The sequence below is a fragment of the Mycolicibacterium gilvum genome, from assembly GCF_900454025.1.
Classification (GTDB): domain Bacteria; phylum Actinomycetota; class Actinomycetes; order Mycobacteriales; family Mycobacteriaceae; genus Mycobacterium; species Mycobacterium gilvum.
Genome location: NZ_UGQM01000001.1, coordinates 5,808,186 through 5,830,701, shown reverse-complemented (window position 1 = coordinate 5,830,701; position 22,516 = coordinate 5,808,186). Strand labels below are relative to the sequence as shown.

Annotated in this window: 22 protein-coding genes; 16 read left to right on the top strand and 6 right to left on the bottom strand. The window is 68.1% G+C overall.

The genetic code is table 11. The annotated features are described in order from the left end of the window. The first annotated feature begins 46 nt into the window (after positions 1-46). The 7 genes from DYE23_RS27490 to DYE23_RS27460 are packed head-to-tail and all read left to right on the top strand — an operon-like array spanning position 47 to position 10,936. The gene (locus DYE23_RS27490; RefSeq protein WP_235660503.1) at positions 47-2,629 is read left to right on the top strand and encodes a two-component system response regulator; all 2,583 of its coding nucleotides are present in this window, start codon (positions 47-49) and stop codon (positions 2,627-2,629) included. Positions 2,630-2,635: 6 nt separating this feature from the next. Continuing rightward, positions 2,636-6,121: a response regulator gene (locus DYE23_RS27485; RefSeq protein WP_115328659.1), complete on the top strand. Its 3,486-nt coding sequence runs from the start codon at positions 2,636-2,638 to the stop codon at positions 6,119-6,121. A gap of 1 nt (position 6,122) precedes the next feature. Beyond that, on the top strand, positions 6,123-6,950 hold the full coding sequence (locus DYE23_RS27480) for a CheR family methyltransferase (protein ID WP_011891901.1): 828 nt from the start codon (positions 6,123-6,125) through the stop codon (positions 6,948-6,950). Next, positions 6,937-7,581, top strand: coding sequence for a chemotaxis protein CheB (locus DYE23_RS27475; protein WP_115328658.1), 645 nt, complete (start codon positions 6,937-6,939; stop codon positions 7,579-7,581). Before DYE23_RS27480 ends, DYE23_RS27475 begins: the two co-directional genes overlap by 14 nt. A gap of 13 nt (positions 7,582-7,594) precedes the next feature. Then, positions 7,595-8,587, top strand: coding sequence for a glycoside hydrolase family 6 protein (locus DYE23_RS27470; protein WP_115329126.1), 993 nt, complete (start codon positions 7,595-7,597; stop codon positions 8,585-8,587). A gap of 32 nt (positions 8,588-8,619) precedes the next feature. Continuing rightward, positions 8,620-10,128 (top strand): phospholipase D-like domain-containing protein, encoded by a 1,509-nt coding sequence (locus DYE23_RS27465; protein ID WP_115328657.1) that lies wholly within the window; start codon positions 8,620-8,622, stop codon positions 10,126-10,128. A gap of 7 nt (positions 10,129-10,135) precedes the next feature. Next, positions 10,136-10,936 carry a cyclase family protein gene (locus DYE23_RS27460; protein WP_011891905.1) on the top strand — a complete coding sequence of 267 codons (801 nt, stop codon included), beginning with the start codon at positions 10,136-10,138 and terminating at the stop codon, positions 10,934-10,936. Here the strand turns inward: DYE23_RS27460 and DYE23_RS27455 are convergent. Further along, positions 10,924-11,352 (bottom strand): pyridoxamine 5'-phosphate oxidase family protein, encoded by a 429-nt coding sequence (locus tag DYE23_RS27455; RefSeq protein WP_099962130.1) that lies wholly within the window; start codon positions 11,350-11,352, stop codon positions 10,924-10,926. The two genes, DYE23_RS27460 and DYE23_RS27455, sit on opposite strands and share 13 nt — an antisense overlap. A gap of 85 nt (positions 11,353-11,437) precedes the next feature. Here DYE23_RS27455 and DYE23_RS27450 point away from each other — a divergent pair, with 85 nt between their 5' ends. Next, positions 11,438-12,343 carry an amidohydrolase family protein gene (locus tag DYE23_RS27450; RefSeq protein ID WP_041788254.1) on the top strand — a complete coding sequence of 302 codons (906 nt, stop codon included), beginning with the start codon at positions 11,438-11,440 and terminating at the stop codon, positions 12,341-12,343. A 349-nt stretch (positions 12,344-12,692) separates the two neighbouring features. Continuing rightward, on the top strand, positions 12,693-13,733 hold the full coding sequence (locus DYE23_RS27445) for a GlxA family transcriptional regulator (protein WP_011891908.1): 1,041 nt from the start codon (positions 12,693-12,695) through the stop codon (positions 13,731-13,733). Here the strand turns inward: DYE23_RS27445 and DYE23_RS27440 are convergent. Next, complete coding sequence (locus DYE23_RS27440) at positions 13,683-14,651, bottom strand: GlxA family transcriptional regulator (RefSeq protein WP_115329125.1); 969 nt, start codon at positions 14,649-14,651, stop codon at positions 13,683-13,685. The genes DYE23_RS27445 and DYE23_RS27440 overlap by 51 nt on opposite strands. Positions 14,652-14,886: 235 nt before the next feature. Between DYE23_RS27440 and DYE23_RS27435 the strand changes: the two genes are divergently transcribed. Genes DYE23_RS27435 through DYE23_RS27415 form a run of 5 tightly spaced genes read left to right on the top strand, consistent with a single transcriptional unit; the run spans position 14,887 to position 17,743 of the window. Further along, complete coding sequence (locus DYE23_RS27435) at positions 14,887-15,411, top strand: DUF1097 domain-containing protein (RefSeq protein WP_041799825.1); 525 nt, start codon at positions 14,887-14,889, stop codon at positions 15,409-15,411. Beyond that, entirely contained in the window at positions 15,408-16,145 is a 738-nt protein-coding gene (gene nthB, locus DYE23_RS27430; protein ID WP_011891910.1) for a nitrile hydratase subunit beta, read from the top strand. Before DYE23_RS27435 ends, nthB begins: the two co-directional genes overlap by 4 nt. Beyond that, positions 16,142-16,762: a nitrile hydratase subunit alpha gene (gene nthA, locus DYE23_RS27425; RefSeq protein ID WP_011891911.1), complete on the top strand. Its 621-nt coding sequence runs from the start codon at positions 16,142-16,144 to the stop codon at positions 16,760-16,762. The genes nthB and nthA overlap by 4 nt, the downstream gene beginning before the upstream one ends. Then, positions 16,759-17,031, top strand: coding sequence for a nitrile hydratase accessory protein (locus DYE23_RS27420; protein ID WP_011891912.1), 273 nt, complete (start codon positions 16,759-16,761; stop codon positions 17,029-17,031). Before nthA ends, DYE23_RS27420 begins: the two co-directional genes overlap by 4 nt. 34 nt (positions 17,032-17,065) lie before the next feature. Then, positions 17,066-17,743, top strand: coding sequence for an energy-coupling factor ABC transporter permease (locus DYE23_RS27415; protein WP_011891913.1), 678 nt, complete (start codon positions 17,066-17,068; stop codon positions 17,741-17,743). Here DYE23_RS27415 and DYE23_RS27410 read toward each other — a convergent pair. Then, positions 17,689-18,195, bottom strand: coding sequence for a hypothetical protein (locus DYE23_RS27410; RefSeq protein WP_013473163.1), 507 nt, complete (start codon positions 18,193-18,195; stop codon positions 17,689-17,691). The two genes, DYE23_RS27415 and DYE23_RS27410, sit on opposite strands and share 55 nt — an antisense overlap. Before the next feature lie 121 nt (positions 18,196-18,316). Next, a complete protein-coding gene (locus DYE23_RS27405; protein ID WP_011891915.1) occupies positions 18,317-19,144 on the bottom strand; it encodes a formate/nitrite transporter family protein in 828 nt (275 codons plus the stop codon). 44 nt (positions 19,145-19,188) lie between these two features. Here DYE23_RS27405 and DYE23_RS27400 point away from each other — a divergent pair, with 44 nt between their 5' ends. Together DYE23_RS27400 and DYE23_RS27395 are read left to right on the top strand one after the other, a co-directional pair. Further along, positions 19,189-20,658, top strand: coding sequence for an amidase (locus DYE23_RS27400; RefSeq protein WP_011891916.1), 1,470 nt, complete (start codon positions 19,189-19,191; stop codon positions 20,656-20,658). Positions 20,659-20,683: 25 nt separating this feature from the next. Further along, positions 20,684-21,514, top strand: a complete 831-nt coding sequence (locus tag DYE23_RS27395; RefSeq protein WP_115328656.1) for an LLM class F420-dependent oxidoreductase — start codon at positions 20,684-20,686, stop codon at positions 21,512-21,514. A gap of 16 nt (positions 21,515-21,530) precedes the next feature. Here DYE23_RS27395 and DYE23_RS30970 read toward each other — a convergent pair whose 3' ends face one another. Continuing rightward, entirely contained in the window at positions 21,531-21,671 is a 141-nt protein-coding gene (locus tag DYE23_RS30970) for a hypothetical protein (protein ID WP_013473160.1), read from the bottom strand. A gap of 147 nt (positions 21,672-21,818) precedes the next feature. Further along, positions 21,819-22,499 carry an SHOCT domain-containing protein gene (locus DYE23_RS27390; RefSeq protein WP_115328655.1) on the bottom strand — a complete coding sequence of 227 codons (681 nt, stop codon included), beginning with the start codon at positions 22,497-22,499 and terminating at the stop codon, positions 21,819-21,821. Between the last annotated feature and the right edge of the window lie 17 nt (positions 22,500-22,516).

The following is a 22,516-nucleotide window of genomic DNA, read 5'->3' as shown; positions in this document are numbered from 1 at the left end:
CGGGGTGGAAGTCGGTGTGCTTGTCCCGGGAGGGGCGCAGGAGCGGATGGCCATCTCTGTGCTGATGGACGAAGCCCCCGCAGTCGAGGATGCGCAACGGGTTCTGATCGTCGACGACGATGCGCGGCTGCGCGATCTGCTCTGCACGGTGCTGACACCGCTCGACTGCGACATCGTGCAGGCCGGTTCCGGCGAGGAAGCTCTCACGGTGTTACTGGAACGGCAGGTCGCCGTCATCGTCCTCGACATCAACATGCCGGGCATGGACGGTTTCGAGACGGCCCAGCTGATCCGCGACGTCGACGAACTCGCCTCGACGCCGATCATCTTCCTGACCGGGCAGGCCGAGGCCGGTGATCTGCACCGGGGATACGACCTGGGCGCGGTGGACTTCCTGGTCAAGCCCGTCGGGCGCCAGGTGTTCTATGCGAAGGTCAAAGCGCTGCTGGAGTTGGACCAGTCGTTCGCCCGGCTGCGCAGCGAAGCCGCGAAACTCCACGAGGAACAACTGCAGGCCGCCCGCGCCGCCGAGATCCGTCAGCGTGACGAGCTGGCCATCACGCGGCGGCGGGAGAAGCTGACCAATATCTTCGCCGAGGCCAGCATCGACCTGCCCTCGCTGGAACGCACGATCGTCACCGAGTTGAGTCAGATGTTCGACGCCGAATGCGTACTTCGACTGCCCACGCCGGACCACGGTTGGCATGAATCGCTGTCGCACACCGAATCTCGCGGCGCGCTCGAACTGTTGCAGGCGTTGATGGCCGACACCGATGCCGAGGCGATCGCCCGGGCGGCGAACTACGACGCGGTGATGGTCGAGGAGCTGACGGCCAGGAGCCAGCGCTTCGGCGTGGTCTGTATCGGCCGCGCGGACGGGCCCCCGTTCTCCGAGACCGAGGCGGCGTTGTTCCGCGGGGCGTCCGCGGCAGCGGCGCTGGCCATCTCCAACGCGACGCTGTACCGGGTGCAGGCCGAGTACGCGGCCGTCATGCAGGCCACCGGCGACGCGATCCTCGCCGTCGACGTCTCGGGCGTCATCCGAAGCTGCAACAAGGCCGCGGCGTCGTTGTTCACCGCCGGCCAGGACACCGACGCGTTGCTCGGCAGGTCCATCGTCGAATTGGCCGTCGACGCGGAGCGCGGGCGCATGCAGGAACACCTCGACGACGCCCTGACGACACGTCAGGAGGTCTCGCTGGAGATGACGCTGGCCGCGCACGACGGCCGGCACGTCGAGGTGATGATCACGTTGTCGCCGATCGGCGATTCGGTGGACCTGCTGGTCGCCGTCGTGGTCCACGATCTGACCGAGATCAAGCACGCGCAGACCGAGATCCGGCACCTCGCGAGCCACGACCCGTTGACCGACCTGGCGAACCGCCGCCAGCTCACCGACCGCCTCGCGGCCCTCGCTCGCAACCGGACGTCCATGGCGACGCTGGTCGCGCTCGTCTATGTCGACGTGAACCACTTCAAGGCGGTCAACGACACCTACGGTCACGACACGGGTGACGAACTGCTGCTCGCGGTCGCGACGCGGCTGCGGTCCGCGGTCAGCGAGGACACCCTGGTCTGCCGGATCGGCGGCGACGAGTTCGTGATCGTGCTCGAAGACGTGCTCTCGTCCGCGGCGGCCGTGGCCGCCGGTGACAGGATCCTCGAACTCGTGCAGGGGCAGCCCGTGCACTGCGGCAGTGCGATTCTGCAACCCTCCATCAGCATGGGCATCTCCTGCCTCGGCGCCACGGCCCACACTCCGGAGGAGTTGCTGACCCAGGCCGACATGGCGATGTTCGAGGCGAAGAAGAGCCAGTCACAGGTGTGTGTGCTCTACACCGACGCGATCGGTTCCCGCCAGCAGGGGAAGGTCAACCTGCGCACCGAGGTGGTCGAGGCCATCGCCCGCTCGGATCTCCGGATGGTCTACCAGCCGATCGTGAACTGCGAGACCAACACGACCTTCGGGGTGGAGGCGCTGCTGCGCTGGCGGGTCGGTGGCGTCGACGTCCCGGCCAGCGAGATCATCGCGCTGGCCGAGGACGCCGGGCAGGCCGCGCCGCTGGGCCGGTGGGTTCTGGCGCGGAGCCTGACCGATTACGCGTCGCTCGGCCGCGACGATCTGAAACTTCACGTGAACGTGTCTCCCGAACAGGTCCTCGACTGCACCTTCCTGGAGCACCTGTTCAGCACGACCCGGGACAGCTCCGTCCCCGCCGGCAACGTGTGCCTGGAGCTCACCGAGCGGGCGTTCCACCGCGATCCGAAACCGGCCCACGTCGCGCTGCGCAACGCACGTGACCACGGATTCAGTTTGGCCATGGATGATTTCGGCGTGGAGTACGCGAGCCTGATCAACCTGGTGCACGTACCGGTGGACTGGCTGAAGATCGACCGGTCCTTCATCGCCGACGTCCTCGACAACGAGCGCACGCAGCGGCTGGTCCGCAGCCAGATCGCGGTCGCCGAATGTATGCAGGTGGGTCTGATCGCCGAGGGCGTCGAGAACCAGCGGCAGGCGGATTGGCTGCGGGACGCGGGATGCGTTCTGCAACAGGGCTTTCTGTACTCACATCCCCTCGAGGTGACCGACCTCGGTGGCTTCCTGGGCAGCGTCGACGAGAATTAGGGTGACATGAAGCTTGCGACCCGGCTGGCGATTCTGTGCGGAACAGCGTTGGTGGCGATCGTCACCGCCAACACGCTGTACACCATCCAGACCAACCGCGTCGGGGCGCTCTACGAGCAACGCCAGCAGGCGCGCGAGGCGCAGATCACCGCGCTCGATGTCGGGAGGGATCTGCAGGCGCTGCTGGCGACCTACAGCCAGATGCTGTTCCAGACCGATCCGGCCGAGCGTGCCAGTCTGTCAAGCGAACTCGACGAGTGGGACCGGATGATCGACGAGGATCTGCGGTCCGCGGCCCGCGACACCGCCGACGCCAACACCCGCAACCAGTATCAGCAGGCCCTGACCTCCTGGGAGTCCTTCCAGCGGTCGTTCCGCTCCGACGTTCAGAACGTCCGGACGGCCGAGGACGCCGCGACGGCCATGTCGCAGGTCGACGGTGATGTCGCCCAGCTGGAGAACCAGCTGAACCAGATCGACGAGGAGACCTCGCGCAGGGTCGACGAGGTCAACCGGGCGGCGAGTGACTCGATCCGGACGTCCAGGGCGTTCCTGTGGACGTTCGCCAGCCTTATCGTGGTGGCGCTGGGCGCCCTGATGTTCATCACCAGCCGTAACATCCACCGCACCGTGACCTCGTCGGCACGGCAGAACGAACGGGCTCGCCGGGCCAAGGAGATCCAGGCCGAGCTGATGACCGACGTGCAGAGCGTCGACGACATCGCGGCCGCGTGCGGGATCATCCTGTCGGGAAGTGCCAAAGCCGTCGGCGCCAAGCACGCGGCGCTGTACCTGCAGCAGCCCGACGATCCGGGCCGCTACGCGCTGACCGCGTCCTACGCCTTCCACCGGCGTAAAGGCCTGCCGAACTCGTACGGGCTGGGCGACGGGCTCGTCGGCCAGTGCGCGCTGGAGGGCGTGCGCATCGAAGTGACCGACGTCGGAGACGATTACGTCGAGATCACCTCGGGGCTGGGCAAGAGCCGCCCGATGTCGCTGCTGCTGGTCCCCGTCAAATTCGAGTCCGAGGTCGTCGGCGTCATCGAGCTCGCCGCCCTCCGGCTGTTCTCCGAAGAGGACACCGACCTGCTGGACAGCATCGCGCTGGGGGCCGGCGTCGCGCTCAGTGCGATCGAGTCCGCGCAGAAAACCCGTGAACTGCTGCGTGTTTCGCAGGCCCAGACCGAGGAGCTGCAAACCCAGGAGGAGGAGCTGCGCGCCGCCAACGAGCAGCTCACCCAGCGTGAGGACATGCTGTCGGCGCAGAACGCGGAGCTGGAGGAGACCACCGAGGAACTTCGCACCCAGAAGGAGGAGTTGCGCGCCAGCTCGGAACGGCTTGAGGCACAGGCTCATTCGCTGGAGGAGAAGAACGAGGAGCTGCAGCATCTCAGTGCCTCGCTGGAGGCCAAGGCCGAGGAGCTCGCGGTGTCCTCGCGCTACAAGTCGGAGTTCCTCGCGAACATGTCGCACGAGCTGCGCACGCCCCTCAACAGCATCCTGATCCTGGCCGGGCTGTTGACCGAATCCGACGAGCCGCTCAACGCCAAGCAGCACGAGTTCGCCGAAACCATCCAGCAGTCGGGCAAGGATCTGCTCAACCTGATCGACGAGGTGCTCGATCTGGCCAAGGTCGAATCGGGATCGCTCTACGTCGACAACGAACCGATCACGATCGCCGAACTCGTCACGTTCCTGGAGCGGACGTTCCGTCCGATCGCCGGTGACAAGGGCATCGAGTTCCTGGTCTCGGTCGACGACTCTGCGCCCGGGCAGATCACCAGCGACTACACCCGGGTCAAACAGATCGCGAAGAACCTCGTCGCGAACGCGATCAAGTTCACCGACACCGGATCGGTGTCGGTGAAGTTCTCTGGATGCGTGGACACCGACGGCAGTCCGGGAGACGGCTATCTTTCTATGGCCGTCGTGGACACCGGGATCGGCATCGACGAGAAGGACCACCACCTGATCTTCGAGTCCTTCCAGCAGGCCGGCCGCGGGTCGGCCAAGCAGTACGGCGGCACCGGGTTGGGCCTGGCGATCAGCCGTGAACTGGCCCGTCACCTCGGCGGGGACATCGCGCTGCGCAGTGCGTTGGGGGAGGGGTCGACCTTCACCTGCTACCTGCCCGTCGAGTCGCCTACCGAGCCGGATGCCCCTGCCCCGCCGCGGCCCGCGCCCGCCCGGCCCGTCGCCCCGCCCTCCGACGACACGGACACGGACACGGCCGACCGGTTCGGCCCGGTGGACACCTCGGACGTCGCCTGGCCGCAGGGTGACAAACCGGTCCTGCTGATCGTCGAGGACGACCCGACCTTCGCGCGGATGCTCTCCGGGCTCGCCGCCGAGGCCGGTTTCGACTCGGTGATCACCGCCAGCGGCCGGATGGCACTGGCGCTCGCCAAACAACACCAGCCGGCGGCGATCACGCTGGACATCGGCCTGCCCGACATGGCCGGCTGGGTCGTCCTCGACGTCCTCAAGCACGACCTCGCGACCCGGCACATCCCGGTCAACGTCGTTTCGGGAACCGAGGACGACGGGCGGGGCATGCGCATGGGCGCGATCCGGACCGTGAACAAGCCGGCCGAAATCTCCGATCTGCGGTCGATGTTCAGCTCCATCGCGGACTTCCTGAAGCCGGGTCCGCGCCATGTGCTGGTCGCCGAGGACGACGCCAACCAGCGTCAGGTGGTCAAGCACATGATCGAGAGCGACGACATCGCGATCACCTGCGTCGGCACCGGCGCCCAGGTGCTCGACGAACTGTCGGGAGGCACGTCCTACGACTGCCTGGTGCTCGACCTCGGGCTGCCCGACATCGACGGCATCGACCTGATCGAGCGGATCAAGGATCAGCTCAAGGAGAAGCGCCTGCCGGTGATCGTGCACACCGGCCGGGAGCTGACCGCCGTCGAGACCGAACGGCTGGAGAATCTGGCCGCCGCGATCGTGCTGAAGAACGCCCGGTCCCCGGAACGGTTGCTGGACGAGACCGCGCTGTTTCTGCACCGCGTCGCCGACGACATGCCGAACTCGGCACGCGAGATCCTGGCCAACCCCCGGCGGGTGGACGAGTCCCTGGAAGGCAACACGGTGCTGCTCGTCGACGACGACGTTCGCAACGTGTTCTCTCTGGGAAGTGCGCTCAAGCGCTACGGCATCACGGTGCTGCCGGCGCGCAACGGACAGGCCGGCCTGGACGCTCTCGGCGAGCATCCCGAGGTCGGGCTGGTCCTGATGGACATCATGATGCCGGTGATGGACGGCTACGAGGCGATGCGCCGGATCCGGGCCGAACCGCGCTGGCGCCATCTGCCGATCGTCGCGCTCACCGCGAAGGCGATGAAGGGCGACCGCCAGAAATGCCTGGAGGCGGGTGCGTCGGACTACGTCACCAAACCCGTGGACATGGATCAGCTGACCTCGGTGCTGCGGGTCTGGCTGGCCGGAGCGCCGCGCGGGCAACGCAAACCCCCGGAGACCTGATGTGAAGGGCCTGGAGGCCATCGAGGCCGACGCGTTCTTCTACACCGTGTTCGAACACCTCGGGTACGACTTCCGCCACTACAGCGACGCGTCGCGCAATCGGCGGCTGGCCGCGTTCGTCGGCAGGCACAGGTTCGCCAGTATCTCCGAGGCGCAGGGCAGGGTTCTGCGGGACCCGGCCCTGCTGGCGGACCTGCTCGCCACGATGACCGTCAACGTCACCGAGATGTTCCGGGATCCGTTGGTGTTCAGCAAGATCCGCACCGAGATCCTGCCCAGGCTGGCCACCTACCCGAGGATCCGGATCTGGATCGCCGGGTGCGCGACCGGTGAGGAGGCGTACTCGATCGCGATCCTGCTGGACGAGGTCGGCCTGCTGGAACGGGCGAGCATCTACGCCACCGACATCGACACCGAGTCGCTGAAGGTCGCGACGGCGGCGATCTACCCGGCCGACGCGATGGTCCGGGCCACCCGCAACTATCAGGCCAGCGGCGGGGAACGGCCCTTCTCGCACTGGTACGTCGCGAAGTACGACCGGTGCATCCTCAGCCCCGAGCTTCGGTCGCGGATCGACTTCTTCTCCCACAACCTCGCCACCGACAGCGCCTTCGGCGAGTTCAACCTGATCCTGTGCCGCAACGTCTTCATCTACTTCGAGGACATGCTCCAGCACCGGGTGGAGCGGATATTCAGCGAAAGCCTGGCCCCGTTCGGCAACCTCGCCATCGGGCCTCGTGAGAGCCTGACCGAAGGCGGCAGAAAGCTCTTCGATCCGCTGGACCGGCGGTTGGGACTGTTCGTGAAGAGCCGCCATGGCAGGCCCTGAGCTGGTCGTCATCGGAGGCAGCGCCGGCGGGATGAAGGCGCTGCGCGAGATCCTCACCTCACTCACCGACATCGGCGACTGCGTGGTCTGTGTCGTCATGCACCGCCCGCCCGACCCTTCCCCGCTGATCGAGGTGCTGCGGACCTACACCGCGATCCCGGTCCACGAGCCGCCCGACAGTCCGTGGCCCTGCCCACCCGGCGCGCTGACCGTCGCTCCGGCGGGCTACCACCTGCTGGTGGGCCGGGGCCGCCGGCTCTCGGCCGAACCGCACGCGTCCATCGCCCCGTACGAGACGGTGCCCGGGGTGCGGGCGCATCTCGCGCTGGACCCGCCGGTGGCGCACTCCCGGCCCTCCATCGACGTCACGTTCGCCGGTGCCGCGGATTTCGCCGGATCGGCGATCGCGGTGCTGCTGTCGTGTGCCAACGAGGACGGGGCCGCCGGATGCGCGGCGGTGAAAGCGGCCGGCGGACGGGTGGTACTCCAGAATCCGACGACCTGCGAGGCGCCCGTCGCGGTCAACGCGGCCTTGCGTCGCCTCACCCCCGACCACACCCCCGACCACATCGCCGACCCCGCGGGTATCGGCCGGTGGCTGAAATTGGCGCTCGGTGCGGCGCCCGGTTAAGTTCCGGTACGTGATGTCCTCCGCTGCCCGCGCAGCCGCACGATGGATCGCCCCCTTCCTGACGGTTGCCGCCGTCGCCGGTTTCGCGGTCGCGGCGCAACCCGCGCCTCGCGGCACCGCACCGGAGGTCCGGCTGGTCAGCGACGCGAACCCGCTGGTCGGGCGCCCGTTTTACGTCAACCCGAACTCCAAGGGCACGCGCGCGGCGCAGAGCAACCCGGACCCGCTGCTGGCCGCAGTGGTCAACACGCCCACCGCGTACTGGATGGACCACATCTCCACCCCGGCGGTCGACGCGAAGTACATCGCGACCGCTCAGGCCGCCGGCACCACCCCGGTGCTGGCCCTCTACGGGATCCCGAACCGCGACTGCGGCAGCTACGCCGCGGGCGGGTTCGGATCGGCCGGGTCGTACCGGGCGTGGATCGACGGAGTCGCCGGCGCCATCGGCGGCGGGCCCGCCGCGGTGATCCTCGAACCGGACGCGCTCGCGATGATCGACTGCCTGTCACCTGGCCGGCAGCAGGAGCGCCTGGAGCTCATCGGCTACGCGGTCGACACGCTGACCCGCAACCCGGCGACCGCGGTGTACGTCGACGCCGGGCATTCGCGCTGGGTGCCCGCCGACGTGATGGCGGGCCGGCTCAACCAGGTCGGGATTGCGAAGGCGCGCGGCTTCAGCCTCAACACCGCGAACTTCTTCACCACCGAGGAGTCGGTGGGCTACGGCGGCGCGATCTCCGGGATGACCGGCGGCAAGCCGTTCGTCATCGACACGTCCCGCAACGGCGCCGGACCGGTCGAGGGCGACGACCTCTACTGGTGCAATCCGAGCGGCCGCGCTCTCGGCGTGCGACCCACCACCGACACGGGCAACCCGATGGTCGACGCGTTCCTGTGGGTCAAGCGGCCCGGAGAATCCGACGGCGCGTGCCGTGGTGCGCCCAGTGCGGGCACCTTCGTCGCCCAGTACGCGATCGACCTGGCCCGCAACGCCGGTTGGTGATCGTGGCGTTCGGGTAGCCAGGGGCAGTGTCCGTGGAAGGCCTTCTGGTGCCCGGCCAGACATGCTGGCAGGTGGCGACCGCCGACCGGTTCGCGCCCATTGTCGACGGCGCCGATTATCTGACCCACGTGAAGGCAGCGATGCTGCGGGCGCAACGGCGGATCATGCTGATCGGCTGGGACCTCGACTACCGCACGACGTTCGAGCCCGCCGGGGCCACGATGTCGGGTCCGAACCAGCTCGGCCCGTTCCTGCACTGGCTGCTGTGGGCGCACCGTGACCTGAAGGTCTACCTGCTGAAGTCCAACCTGCGTCTGCTGCCCGCGCTCGACGGCTTCTGGTTCGGGGTCACACCGGTCGCGCTTCTGAACCAGATCACCTCCCGCCGGATGCATTTCGCCGTCGACGGCGCACACCCGGCCGGCGCGGTACACCACCAGAAGATCGTGGTGATCGACGATGCGGTGGCGTTCTGCGGTGGACTCGACCTCACGATCGGCCGGTGGGACACCCGGGCGCACGAACCGGAGGATCCGGGCAGACAGACCGCCGGTCAGCCCTACGGTCCCCGCCACGAGGTCGCCGCCGCGGTCGACGGCGCCGCCGCGCGGGTCCTCTCCGAGCAGGCCCGCAACCGGTGGCAGGCGGCGACGGGCGAAGCGCTGCCCGGGCTGACCGCCCGCGAGTCCGTATGGCCCCACATGCTGCAACCGGCGCTGTGCGACGTCGAAATCGGTGTCGCGCGAACGCTTCCGGCGCTGCCCGGCAGCGAGGAGGTCCGTGAGGTGGAGGCGCTGAACCTGGCGGCGATCGCCGCCGCCCGCTCCGTCATCTACCTGGAGAACCAGTACCTCGCGTCGCGCAGTCTGGTCGAGGCGCTCGCGGCGAGGCTGCGCGAGCCCGACGGTCCCGAGATCGTGATCGTGCTGCCGCGCAGTTCGGAGAGTCGGCTCGAGCAGGAATCGATGGACAGCGCACGCGAACGCCTGCTGCGGGTGCTGTGGGAGGCCGACGAGCACGACCGTCTCGGGGTCTACTGGCCCGCGGTGGCGGGCGGCGAGTCGGTGTACGTGCACGCCAAGGTGATGGTCATCGACGACCGGCTGCTGCGCATCGGCTCGTCAAATTTGAACAACCGGTCGCTGGGCTTCGACAGCGAGTGCGACCTGGCGCTGGAATCGACGCCGGGCGGCCGCGAGGACGTGCGCCGACTGATCCTGCACACCCGCGACGACCTGGTCGCCGAACACCTCGGCGTGCCGACGGAGACCTTCGCCCGGGAGTTCGCGCGTCTCGGTTCCTTCGTCGCCGCAGTCGACGCGCTGCGGGGCACCGGGCGCTCGCTGCGCAAGTTCACCGAGTTCATGATCTCCGCGGATGTGAGCCCGTTCGCGGAGAACGATCTGATGGACCCCGACCGCGTACCCCGCTCGATCACGCGCAGCGCGTGGAATGTGGCGACCACGGCGATAACCTGGCCCCTGATGCGGACCGCGCCGGGCCTCTACTCGCTCATCCGTGCCGCGGCGACCCGGAGTTGAGGTGACCATGCGGACCCTGATCGACATCTCGGTACCACTGCGCGGCGGGATCGCCTCCGATCCACCCGGTCTGCGACCCGAGATCGAGTACCTGACCCACCGTGACACCGTCGGCGACGTGTTGTCGTTCTTCCCGGGAGCCACCGAAGACGACCTCCCCGACGGGGAGGGCTGGGCCATCGAACGCGTCTCCATGACCACCCACTGCGGCACACACCTCGACGCGCCGTACCACTTCGCGTCGACGATGAACATGGCCTCGGTGAAGAACGGCGAGCGCGCCATCACCATCGACGAGGTGCCGCTCGAGTGGTGCTTCCAGCCCGGGGTGAAGCTCGATTTCCGTCATCTCGACGACGGTTACGTGGTGACCCCCGACGACATCGACGCCGAGTTGTCCCGCATCGGGCACACGCTGTCGCCGCTGGAAATCGTCGTCGTCAACACCAGCGCCGGAACCCGGTACGGCCACGACGACTACGTGCAACGCGGATGCGGAATCGGGCGGGACGCCACCCTGCACATGCTCGAGCAGGGGGTGCGGTTGACCGGCACCGACGCGTGGAGCTGGGATGCCCCGTTCTCCTACACCGCGCGCCGCTACGCCGAAACCCACGACGCGTCACTGATCTGGGAAGGACATCGCGCGGGTCGCGACATCGGGTACTGCCACCTGGAGAAGCTGCACAACCTGGAACAGCTACCGGCGACCGGATTCCAGGTGTCGTGCTTTCCGGTGAAGGTCCACGAGGCCTCCGCGGGGTGGACGAGAGCCGTCGCGATCATCGACGGCGCTCACATCCGGTAACGCGCGACCCTGTCGGGGTGCAGGACGATCCGCACCCAGCTTTCGGCCAGCAGGTCCTCCAGATCTCGGGCCCGCACCGGATCGTCGAGATTCCAGTACCGCCGCGCGAGACGAGTCACCAGATCGGGACCACCGTCGGCCGCCACGGTGGTGCGGCCGGTCACCGAGACCCAGCGCTCACGCTCACCGGCGGGTGCGGCGACGACGAGCGACGCCCGCGGGTCCCGCGCGAGGCGGCGTACCTTCACCGCGTCCGGCCCGGTGAACAGCTGGATCTCACCGGCAGGGGTCACCTCGTACCAGACGGGGCGGGGCTGGGGCGGTGACGGTGCCGCTGCCGCGGAGAAGAACCCGTACAGCGGGCGGCGCAGCAGCTCGAGATCATCGTCGGTCAGGGGGCTCGGGTCGACGCTCATGTCTGTCGCAACGACAGACCCGCGCTTCGTCTTCCCTAGTCCATCGTCTTCCCTAGTCCATTGTCTTCCCTAGTACATTGACGGCGTGTGCGACGACCACGGTTCATCGGCGGTGCCGCACGACGAGCCGGAGCGGATCCGATCGCTGCAGGAAGACCTGGGGCTCGACGCGATCGTCGACGTGCACACGCATTTCATGCCCAAGCGGGTGATGGACAAGGTGTGGGCGTATTTCGATTCGGCGGGGCCGCTGACGGGCCGTCCATGGCCGATCAGCTATCGGCAGGACGAACAGACCCGGGTCGAAGGCCTTCGGGAGTTCGGGGTCAGCGCGTTCACCTCGTTGGTGTACCCGCACAAACCGGACATGGCGGCGTGGCTGAACGAATGGGCCACCGGGTTCGCCCGGGCGACACCGGACTGCCTGCACACCGCCACCTTCTATCCCGAGCGCGGCGCAGCCGGCTACGTGCAGCGCGCGATCGACGCCGGCGCCCGGGTGTTCAAGGCCCACATCCAGGTCGGCGACTACTCCCCGGCGGACCCGCTGCTGGGTGAGGTGTGGGACATCCTGGAGCACCACCGGGTGCCGACGGTGATCCATGCCGGATCGGGTCCTGCACCAGGGCGTTTCACGGGTCCGGCCCCGGTCGCCGAGATCCTGCGCAGCCGTCCCCATCTCCCGCTGATCGTGGCGCACATGGGAATGCCGGAGTACCGCGACTTCCTCGATCTCGCCCACCGCTTCGACGGGGTGCACCTGGACACGACGATGGCGTTCACCGATTTCTCCGAGCGGACGCACCCGTTCCCGGAGTCGGCCCGCGCCGATCTGCTGGCACTCGGCGACAAGGTGCTGTTCGGGAGCGACTATCCCAACATCCCGTATTCCTACCAGCACGCCGTCGAATCCATCACCCGTCTGGGACTCGGTCCCGAGTGGTGCCGGAAAGTGCTGCGTGACAACGCTGTCCGACTCTTCACGCTGTAGGCGCTGTAAGTCGGGCCCATCGCGCGGCGGCTACTCCGCGTCGTCGGATTCCGTGGGTAGTGCTTCGGCGCCGGGAGTGGCGGGGGTGGTCAAGACCTCGTCGTTCTCTTCGGCGGGCTCCGGAGTCGTCATCGCCTGTGCCTTTCGTTTGTGGACCGTGTCGGACGCACCGTGACATCACAACGCTGATGTGTAACGGTGCCTGTGCCTTCTTCCCCGTCCCGGCCCGACCGAAACGCACTGCGTCGACCAGTTCGCGCCAGGCAATGCGGCGGTAACAGACCGGCGTTACATTGACCGGCACAATCGGCCTGCCGGGGAGAGGCCCTCGACGGGCGGAAAAGGACACGTGACAGACGAATTCAGACACAACGCCGATCCCGGCGGCAAGACCGTCGTGTTCGCGCTCTACGACAAGGTGACGCTGCAGGATGTCGCGGCGCCCATGGAGATCTTCGCCCGCGCCAACGACTTCGGCGCGTCCTACCGGGTCCTGACCGTCTCACCCTCAGGCAGGCCGGTCGGGACGACGGCTTTCGCGACACTGAACGTCGACGTGGCCCTCGACGCCGCACCCGACGCCTTCGACACGCTGTTGGTACCCGGCGGCGTTCCGGCGGACTTTTCGTTCACCCCGGGACTGCACGACATCCCCGAGGAGCCGACACCCGATTCCGTCGCCGACGCGTGCGACATGGTGCGCAGACTCGCACCGAGGGCCCGCAGGATCGCCTCGGTGTGCACCGGGTCGTTCGTGCTGGCCGCGCTGGGCCTGCTGGACGGCCGTCGGGCCACCACGCACTGGGCACACTGCCAGACCCTGGCCCGCCAGTACCCGGCGGTGATGGTCGACCCGGACTCCCTGTTCGTGCAGGACGGGCCGTTCATCACGGGGGCCGGAATCACCGCCGGGATCGACCTGGCGCTCGCCATGGTCGAAAGCGACTTCGGACCCGCGGTGGCGCGGCGGGTCGCCCGCTGGATGGTGGTGTTCCTGCAACGTCCCGGCGGCCAGGCGCAGTTCAGCGTGTGGGCTGAATCCGCGCTCCCGGTGACCGGCGGCCTGCGTGCGGTCGTGGATTCGGTGATCGCCGATCCGGCCGGCGACCATTCGCTCGCGGCGATGGCGTCGCGCGCCGCGGTCAGTGAGCGCCACCTCGTCCGTGTCTTCCGCGACCAGGTGGGGATGACGCCCGCCCGGTTCGTCGAGCAGGCCCGTCTGGAGGCCGCGAAAGTGCTGTTGGCCACCGGCGACCACAGCCAGGACTCCGTGGCACGCCGCAGCGGGTTCGGCACGCCGGACACGATGCGGCGCACATTCCGCCGCAATCTCGGGATTTCACCCGGCGTGTACCGAAACCGCTTCCGCACCACGGGCGTCGACGCGTAGACGACCGGCCAGGTGGTCTCTGACCCGTGCGCCGCCGTGCAGTCCGCTGCGCCTGGCGGCGGCATGGAACGACTCGCCGGCCAGAACCAGCCCGACGGCGTTCTCCAGCCGCACCTCGTGGACGTACTGCCGCAGCGTCACGCCCACCTGCGCCTTGAACAGCCTCGCGAGATGGCGCGCGCTGATACCGAGATGCGCTGCGACGGAGTCGAGTTCGTAATCACCCGCCGGATCCACCGAGATCGTCACGAGGAGCCGATCGATCTCGGGATGCTTGGGCCGCGGAGTCCGTGCGGCGACCGAGAGCTGCGGATGACCCTCCATCCTCCTGCCGGGCAACACCAACTCCTTCGCGATCTCCTGGGCCACCGCGGCGCCGTGGTCCTCGCCGACGAGCGCCAACGCGAGGTCGACACCGGCGGAGGCGCCGGCCGACGTCCACACCGGACCGTCCCGGGTGAACGCCGATTCACGGTCGAGGACCGCGGTGGGGTGGCGCGCGGCGAAGGCGTCCAGGTGCCGCGAGTGCGTGGTGGTGCGCCGGCCGTCGAGGATCCCGGCGGCGGCCAGAGCGAAGCAACCCGTGCCGAGTGCCGCGATCCGCCGCACGTCATTCAGTTGGGCGCGTAGCACTTTCGACAGCCACGGGGCTGCGGACCGGGCCGGATCGTCGCCGCCCGGGACGAGCAGGGTATCGGCGTTCGTCAGCTCCGAGGCCGCAGTCGCGTGCACCGTCATACCCGACGCACAGCGGACCGTGGGGGAGTTCGCCGTGGAGTAGAGCCCGGTCGTGTACCCGCAGCCCATCTCGCGCGCGATCTCGAAGACCTCCGTCGGGCCGGCGAGGTCCAGCGCGCGGACACCGTCGTACACCAGCACCGCGATGTGACGCTGGTGTGCGGGGTCGCGCCGGCTCATGGCCACAGCGTGAACCCTGGGCTGTTCGCGCGTGCGCCGATGTCCGGATATGCATCCGAGTTGTCTGTGTCGGTCGGTCCGAGGCGCGGGGATGTCTCGTTTGCGCACAAACCTGTCCGGTCCGGAAGCCGGTCGAAAGGCCGGGGTTACACGCCGGAAACACCACGAGCCCAACGTTGTTGGCGGGCCCGGGAGCACGGGCCGTAGCCGTCGACGAGAACGAGGGTGAGGCAGTATGGATTCGCGGTCCGCGTTGACGTTGAGCATAGGTGTGCTCGGCGGGATAGCCGTGGCGTTGACCGCCACACTGGTCACCGTCCCCATCTGGGTGGTGTTCCTCGCATGGGCGTCCTTCTTCTTCGTCGGCGGCGGGCCCGCCGGCTGGGTGCGCTCGGTGTGCTCGAACCTGGTCGGCGTCGCGATCGCCAGTGCCAGCCTGTACGCGGCACACCTGTTGGGTGGAAGCCTGACGGCCACCGCGATCGCGGTCGGCGTCGGCAGCGCGGTGATGGTCCAGGCGTCGTGGGTGGGGCTGCTGTCCACCACGCCCGCGGTCGTCGTCGGGTTCGCCTCCACGGTCTCGACGGTCGCCGGGACAGGGCAGTTGGTCACCGCCACAAGCATTTCGCATCCGGGGCTGGTGGCGGCGTGCGCCTGCGTGCTCGGTGCGACCTTCGGCATCGCCTCTGAATACCTGGCCACTCTGATGACGCGGTCGGCACCGGTCGACCGCCCCGACACGGAAGGTGTGACGGCGTGAAACTGCAGCACTATCTCGGCGGGCTCGAAGGGTTGCCCGAACCGCTGAACCTCGAGAAGAAGGTCTTCGTCGAAGACTGGGAGAAGCGGATCTTCGGCATCCACGTGGCGATGATGGGCCTGAGTAACCACCTCGGCTCGGCCCTGCCCGGGTATCCGATCGCCGAGGTGCCGACCACGTTCCGCGACGAATGGACCTGGGCCTCCCTGCGCACCGGCGCCGAGGGGATGAATCCGTTCGACTACTTCAAGTTCCGCTACTACGAGAAGTGGCTCGGCGGTATCAGCCAGTTCTTCGTCGACAACGGCTACGTGTCCGAAGAGGAGATCGCCGATCTGCTCGGCGTGACCGATCCTCCCGTCGCCGGACCCGGCAGCCCCGCGATCGACGAGCAGGTGATCGACTACCTGCGACGCGGAGACAGCCCGCGGCGGGATGTGGCGCACCCGAAGTTCGAGGTCGGCGACACGGTGCTCATCACCAACGCCCCGGCCGGAGCGCACACCCGGCTGCCCGGTTACCTGCGCGCCAAAACCGGTACGGTGCAACGCATCTTCGAGGGCGACTACGGATACTTCGTCCACACCGGGGACGGTATCGGCGACCCGATGCCGATCTACATCGTCGAGTTCACCCCGGAGGAGCTGTGGGGCCCCCGGGCGGAACCCGGCGCCAATGCCCTCTACGCCGAACTTTTCGAGGCGTATCTGGAACCCATCGAGGAGGACAAGTGACCGACCAGTTCGCCTACCCGTCCGAGCGTGAGCAGCTCAGTGCCGACCGGGTCGCCGCGCTCGAGCGGCTCCTCATCGAGAAGGGCGTCATCACCGGCCAGACCGTCGACAAGGTGCTGTCCTACTTCGAGTCCGAGATGACCCCGCTCAACGGCAAGAAGATTGTGGTGAAGGCTTGGACCGACCCCGATTTCGCCGCGCGCGTCGTGGTGGACACGCCGGCGGCCATCGCGGAACTGGATCTCCCGGAGGGTATGGCCGGCGCCGAGGGCGAACACCTGCAGGCGGTCGCCAACGAGCCCGGTGTGCACAACCTGGTGATCTGCACGCTCTGTTCGTGCTTTCCGTGGCCGGTCCTGGGGCTGCCGCCCTACTGGTACAAGGATCCGGTGTTCCGGGCGCGCGCGGCACGGGAACCCCGGACGGTGCTCGCCGAGGTGGGGGTCGACCTGCCCGACGACACCGAGATCAAGGTCTGGGATTCCAGTGGGCACTCCCGATGGTTCGTGATCCCCGAAAGGCCCGCGGGTACAGAAGAATTCACCGACGAGCAACTAATGGACCTGGTCACGACGGAATCGATGATGGGTGTCGCGCTGGCGGGACGGACGTCGTGAAACTTCACACCACGTGCACCACGGATCAGGCCGCTCCGTCTTTCGACCACGAGTGGCAACGCAGGGCATTCGGTCTCGCGCTGGCCCTCTCGGAGTTCGGCCACTACCCCTGGAGCGAGTTTCAGCAGAACCTCATCGACACCATCGGCGCCTGGGAGGCCGCCCCCGAGCAGGCGCGCGGCGACTGGGAGTACTACGACCACTGGGTCGCCGCACTCGAGAACGTCGTCGAGGCCCGCCGGATTCTGGACACACCCCACCACCACTGATCCCCACTGACCAAGCGAGAGAACGGAATCGACTATGCACATCGAGCCTGGGATCGTCGACGGCGCCAAGATCGCACTGAGCTACGCCAGTGCGGCCGGGGCGGGCGGCTACGCGCTGACCGCGGCGTGGCGACACGTCAGGGAACGCGGAAGCGCGTCGCTCATTCTCGGCAGCGCCGCCACGACGGCGCTGACCCTCCTCTTCTTCGAGGTCTTCCCGCACTTCCCGGTCGGGGTCTCCGAGGTGCACCTGATCCTCGGATCGACACTGTTCCTGCTCTTCGGCGCAGCGCCCGCTGCCGCGGGGCTGGCCGCCGGACTGTTGATCCAGGGGTTGCTGGTCGCTCCGTTCGACCTACCGCAGTACGGGATGAACGTCACCACGCTCGTGGCTCCGCTGCTGGCGTTGCAGTACGTCGCGAAGCGGACCATCGCGCCGCACACGCGTTACGTCGACCTGAAATACCGCCAGGCTCTGACACTCTCGGCGACCTACCAGGCCGGCATCGTGTCCTGGGTGACGTTCTGGGCGCTCTACGGACAGGGCGTCAGCGTCGAGACACTCACCAGCGTTGCGACGTTCGGCGCCGCGTACCTACTGGTGATCGTCCTCGAGCCATTGGCCGACCTGGCCGTCCTGGCCGCGGCGAAGAACGCTCAGCGGTTCAAGGACGGTGCGTGGCTGGAGCCACGTCTTTTCGCACCCGCCTGAGGGCGGGCACAGCTGACGGCCGCCGGCGCGGGTGCTGCGGGAGCGATCTCGCGGGCGCGCCGGCGCTCGTCACCGGCGATGCGGCGGTCGAGGACTCGGTCGTCGCGCCGGGACAGCGTGGCGGCCTTGGCGGAGAGCTCATCGAGCTGCTGCCAGCTCAGGCCGTCGAGGTCACCGTCGGAATCGTGGGTCGCCACCACCACGCACCCACGCAGGAGCGGGACCGACTTGGCGGTGAAGTCCGTGGTGGCCAGGAGTACTTCGGTCGCGGCGCGGTTCACCTGACGCTGGCAGCCCTGGGTCGCGGGGCTGAACCAGAAGTCGAACTGGCGGTCCGCGCTGGTCAGGCAGTACAGACCCTGGTCCTGGATCAGGGTGTTGATATCGGCTTCGGTATAGGCGCGGGTCTCATAAACGGCGCCGCTGGCGCTGAAGTACAGAATTGTGTTCATTCGTCTGGTCCATTCGACTCTTTCTCGGGGATTCGGGCGGCGCCGGCGTCCCAGCGCTGTGACAAGAGTTACCCGTGTGGCAAAAGAGACAAACCTGGGTATCGATCTGGAAACGACGGGTTTACTCCGCGGTCGGTGATTCGGCGTCCCGGCGCTCCTCTTTCAACCGGTCCTTGCTGCGGATCAGCCGCAGCAACGTCACCAGCGCCAGGCCGCCCACGACGTTGAGCACAAGGGTGTAGCCGAACCAGGACAGCCAGTCGAGGTATCCGAACGGGGCGTCACCCGCGGTGAGCGCGCCGAAGATCAGCAGCGAGTCCAGGATCGAGTGGAACATCTGCAGACCCGCCAGCAGAAAGGCTCCCGCGACGGCTGCGGCGATCTTGCCCGGCACCGAGTCCGTCCCGTGCTGCATGCGGGTCATCAACGTGATCACCATTCCGCCCAGCAGCGCCAGCGCCACAGTCTCGGCGTTGAACGGCGCATTGACGAAGTGTTCGGCCGACGTCGTCGTCTTCTCGTGCAACTTCGGATAGGCCGTCATGACGAGCCACATGATCAGCCAGCCGCCGGCGAGGTTGGCGATCAGCGTGCCGCCCCACAGCTTCGCCAGCTGGCCGATGCCCGCCCGCTTGGCGGCCACGGTGGTGACGGGGATCAGGAAGCCCTCGGTGAACAGCTCGCTGCGGCCGAGCAGCAGCGCCAGGAACCCGATCGAGAACGCGATGCCGGCGAGCAGCTGATTGCCGGTGGCCTGCAGCACCGACAGGTAGGCCAGAACCCCCATCGCGACCTCGGTTCCGCCGAAGAACCCTGTCACCAGCACCTCGTGCCAGCTGCGGTGCAGTCGTTGGGTGCCCTCGTCGAGCATGCGGTTGAACGCGTTCTCCAACGCGTCCTCGATCGGGCTGTCGGTGTCGCCGAGCTCGCGCTGGCTGGTCTGACTCATGGCAGCGCGGATACCCCGGGACGGCCGGACGATACGGTCGGCTCATGGATTTCCTGGAGTACCGGTCCCACGATGCGACGGGGCTGGCGAAGCTGGTCGCCGACGGTGACGTCACCGCCGACGAACTGCTGACGTTGGCCCGGGAGCGGGCGGCGGCGGTCAATCCGAAGATCAACGCGATCGTGCGCGACGTGCCGGCCCCCGTCGGCGGGAACCGCGGAGGCCCGTTCGCCGGGGTGCCGTTCCTGATCAAGGACCTGGCGCAGGACTATGCCGGGCTGCCGACGGCGTCCGGCTCGCGGTCGCTGATGTCGCGACCGGCCGGTGAACACGCCACGGTGGTGCAGCGCTGGCTCGACGCGGGCCTGGTGATCTTCGGCAAGACGAACACTCCGGAGTTCGGCGCCAAGGGCATCACCGAGCCGCAGGCCTACGGGCCGGCCCGCAATCCGTGGGACCTGACGCGGAGCCCGGGCGGCTCCTCGGGGGGATCGGCCGCCGCGGTCGCCGCCGGCATCACCCCGTGCGCGGGTGCCAGTGACGGAGGCGGATCCATCAGGATCCCGGCGGCGTGCTGCGGTCTGGTGGGCCTCAAACCCGGTCGTGGCCTCACGCCGTCGGGCCCGGCGAGCGGTGAGGCGATGCACGGCGCTGCCGTTCAGGGTGTCGTGACGCGGACGGTGCGCGACTCCGCCGCGATGCTCGACGTGATCAGCGGCGGCGAGCCGTACGGACCCTTCGTCCCCGCGCTGCCGGAGGCGTCGTTCGCGTCGTGTGTCGGAACAGATCCGGGCACGCTCCGCATCGGCGTGCGCGTGCCGTCGGCGATCACGCCGCAACCGCATCGGGAGGCGTTCGCCGCGGTGGAGGCGACCACCCGTCTGCTGACCGACCTCGGGCACGAGGTCACCGAGCTGGCGGAGGCGCCGTACGACGACGCCGTGCTGGCCCGGGATTTCCTGCTCACCTGGTTCGTGACCCTGGCCTGGGAGGTCGCCGAGGCCAAACGGCTCACCGGCGCCGGGGACGACCAGTTCGAGACGGACACCCTGGTGATGGCCGCACTGGGGCGAGCGACCAGCAGCGTGGACTACGTCGACGCGGTGCAGCGGCGCCATGAGCACACCCGCCGGCTGACGAGGTTCTTCGAGTCCTACGACCTGCTGCTGACCCCGACCCTGGCGACGCCGCCCCCGCGCATCGGCGAGTTCGACATGCCGGCGGTGATGCAGCGCGCCGCCGACGTGCTGCTCAAGACCCGCACCGCGCGACTGCTGCGCCACACCGGCATCGTCGACGACATGGTGGACCAGAATCTCGGCTGGGTGCCCTACACGCAGCTCGCGAACATCACCGGCCGCCCGGCCATCTCGCTGCCGCTGCACTGGACGGCCGACGGTCTGCCGCTGGGCGTGCAGTTCGTCGCCCCGCTGGCCGGGGAGGCGCTGTTGTTGCGGTTGGCGGGCCAACTGGAGCAGGCTGCGCCGTGGGCGCACCGCACCGCCGCGCTCTGACCGGTCCGATAGAGGAGCAGACGACATGAAGTTCGGCATCTCGACGTTTCCCAACGAGGACACCATCGACCCGGTGTCACTGGCGCGCGCGGTCGAGGAGCGCGGTTTCGCTGCGCTGGCGGTCGCCGAGCACACGCACATCCCGGCCAGCCGGGAATCGGCGTATCCGCTCGGCGGTGAGCTGCCGAAGATCTACTACCGCACCCTCGACCCGTTCGTGACCCTGGCAGCGGCCGCGGCGGTCACGTCCGAGATCGAGCTGATCACGGGTATCGCGCTGCTGATCCAGCGTGACCCGATCATCACCGCCAAGGAGGCGGCGAGCATCGATGTGATCTCGGGCGGACGTTTCGTGTTCGGCGTCGGCGCGGGCTGGAACATCGAGGAGTTGCGCCATCACGGCACCGACCCGAAGACCCGGGGCGCGCTGCTCGACGAGCGCATCGAGGCCATCAAGGTGCTCTGGACCCAGGAACCCGCCGAGTATCACGGCAGGTTCGTGGATTTCGATGCGTCGTACCAGCGGCCCAAGCCGGTGCGCAAGCCCCATCCGCCGATTCTCATCGGGGGTGACTCGGATGCCACCGTCCGGCGGATCATCCGCCACGGCGCGGGATGGATCGCCAATCCGCTTCCCATCGACCATCTTTCACGACGTATCGGGCAGATCCGCGAGGGTGCGGGCGGCGACGTCCCGCTGTGCCAGTTCGGCACACCCGTCAAGCCCGAATACTGGCAGGCCGCAGAGGAACTCGGGTTCGGCCAGCTGAACCTGTTGCTGCCCACCAAGTCACGCGACGTATCGCTGCGACTGCTCGATGACTACGCCGAGCAGGTCGCGCGATACATCGGGTGAGGACCAGCGATGAGGGTCAGCGGTCGTTGCGCTCGTAGCGCTGGGCCACGGCGACGAGCTCTTCGCGGATGGTGGAGTGCGGCAGCGTGGCAATCCGTGCGTAGAGGCGTCGCCGATCACGAGAGATCTGACGGGCGGCACGGTACTGCGCGAACATTTTCACGACTCCTGTTTCTGGGTTTGGGGTCCGGCGCGAATCGGGGATCGCCCATCGGCCGGACCCTTCCCATGGTCCGTGTTACGTGCAGGTAAATCAAACCGCTGACGTGTGACTTTGCGGACAGAGAGCGCGGTCACATCCCTGTCAGAGCCGCGCCAGGAGCTCGGCCTTCTTCGTCGCGAACTCGTCGTCGGACAGGATGCCGCGCGCGTGCAGACCGGCCAGCGACTCGATCGCGGCGATGATCGTCGCGGGGTCATCCCCTACCGGCGCGGCGGGTGTCGGGGGAGCGGCGCCGCCCACCTCCCGCAGGCTCGAGATGTCGAAGGTCCCGAGCTGGCTGGTGAAGTGCACCGTGCCGGATGGGCCACCCTGCTGCTGCTGGACACCGCCGATCCGATGCTCGGCGGTGTCGAACACCCGGGTGACGCCGCGCATCTGGACCGCCAGCCGGCGTGCCGCGGGGAAGACGGCGTAGCGGGTGTCGTTCTGGCCCCCGGTCGAACTCGGCACACCCAGGTCGGCCGGCCACCAGTTCGTCTGCTCCGGGAAGACCTGCGTGCTGGACAGCAACTGAGCCAGCTCGATGCACAGCGCGTCGACCCGGGCCTTGAGCGAATGGTCGAACATGTCGCCGACCATCGTCATGCCGCCGCGCATCCACTGTCCGGACCCCCCGAGCTCCGGGATCGAGAACTGCGCCATCGTGCCGCCGCCGTTGCGCAGCGCCGCCGCCATGGCCAGCACCGAGTCCCGGGAAAGTCCATGCCGCCGTGCGATATCGGCGATCGCGTGCTCAGCTTCAGGGTTCAGCGCCGCAGTCATGCCTGTCGTTGTACCCC

Bases quoted from the DNA above. Each gene is read 5' to 3' on its own strand.
- DYE23_RS27455 (WP_099962130.1), bottom strand. From the start codon at position 11,352: ATGAGCGTCGACCCGAGCCCCCTGACCGACGATGATCTCGAGCTGCTG.
- DYE23_RS27415 (WP_011891913.1), top strand. From the start codon at position 17,066: ATGCACATCGAGCCTGGGATCGTCGACGGCGCCAAGATCGCACTGAGC.
- DYE23_RS27440 (WP_115329125.1), bottom strand. From the start codon at position 14,651: ATGAGCCGGCGCGACCCCGCACACCAGCGTCACATCGCGGTGCTGGTG.
- DYE23_RS27490 (WP_235660503.1), top strand. From the start codon at position 47: ATGGCCATCTCTGTGCTGATGGACGAAGCCCCCGCAGTCGAGGATGCG.
- DYE23_RS30970 (WP_013473160.1), bottom strand. From the start codon at position 21,671: ATGTTCGCGCAGTACCGTGCCGCCCGTCAGATCTCTCGTGATCGGCGA.
- DYE23_RS27485 (WP_115328659.1), top strand. From the start codon at position 2,636: ATGAAGCTTGCGACCCGGCTGGCGATTCTGTGCGGAACAGCGTTGGTG.
- DYE23_RS27395 (WP_115328656.1), top strand. From the start codon at position 20,684: ATGAAGTTCGGCATCTCGACGTTTCCCAACGAGGACACCATCGACCCG.
- DYE23_RS27410 (WP_013473163.1), bottom strand. From the start codon at position 18,195: ATGAACACAATTCTGTACTTCAGCGCCAGCGGCGCCGTTTATGAGACC.
- DYE23_RS27470 (WP_115329126.1), top strand. From the start codon at position 7,595: ATGTCCTCCGCTGCCCGCGCAGCCGCACGATGGATCGCCCCCTTCCTG.
- DYE23_RS27400 (WP_011891916.1), top strand. From the start codon at position 19,189: ATGGATTTCCTGGAGTACCGGTCCCACGATGCGACGGGGCTGGCGAAG.
- DYE23_RS27475 (WP_115328658.1), top strand. From the start codon at position 6,937: ATGGCAGGCCCTGAGCTGGTCGTCATCGGAGGCAGCGCCGGCGGGATG.
- DYE23_RS27405 (WP_011891915.1), bottom strand. From the start codon at position 19,144: ATGAGTCAGACCAGCCAGCGCGAGCTCGGCGACACCGACAGCCCGATC.
- DYE23_RS27435 (WP_041799825.1), top strand. From the start codon at position 14,887: ATGGATTCGCGGTCCGCGTTGACGTTGAGCATAGGTGTGCTCGGCGGG.
- DYE23_RS27390 (WP_115328655.1), bottom strand. From the start codon at position 22,499: ATGACTGCGGCGCTGAACCCTGAAGCTGAGCACGCGATCGCCGATATC.
- DYE23_RS27460 (WP_011891905.1), top strand. From the start codon at position 10,136: ATGCGGACCCTGATCGACATCTCGGTACCACTGCGCGGCGGGATCGCC.